The organism is Oleiphilus sp. HI0061, from assembly GCF_001635675.1.
The window spans coordinates 1-343 of sequence record NZ_LWFE01000971.1 but is presented as its reverse complement, the minus strand read 5'-3'; the positions used below and the strand labels follow the sequence as shown (position 1 = coordinate 343).

General features: G+C 39.7%; 1 protein-coding gene. It reads right to left on the bottom strand.

What is annotated here, in order from left to right; genetic code table 11:
* On the bottom strand, positions 1-278 hold a 278-nt coding region (locus A3735_RS11360), incomplete at its 3' end, for a primase C-terminal domain-containing protein (protein ID WP_197485871.1).
* Positions 279-343 lie beyond the last annotated feature (65 nt).

The window sequence follows — 343 nt, the reverse complement described above, 5'->3', positions numbered from 1 at the left end:
CTACGTTCTGAGAAATTATTAAACGTCCACTTAGCAACAGACTTTGCAACGTGGTCAACTTCATTGTTATCTAAAGGAGAGGTAAATCTTGTATTGATCATCAAAGCTCTATCAGAGCAAGCAGTAAGCCATTGGTCAAACTTAGGCCAACCTTGCCTGATAGCCCGATAAGCCCACTTTCTCAGTGTATCGAAAAGATCAACATTTCGTCCTAGCCCTTGGGGTTCTACATCGTTTACCGGTGTTTGAATATCAACGTATTCTGCTAAGTAATCCAATGTATACAACTCAGAGGTAAACGTATGAGTACACCAATAAGAGTTCAAAGGGTTTTTACAAATGA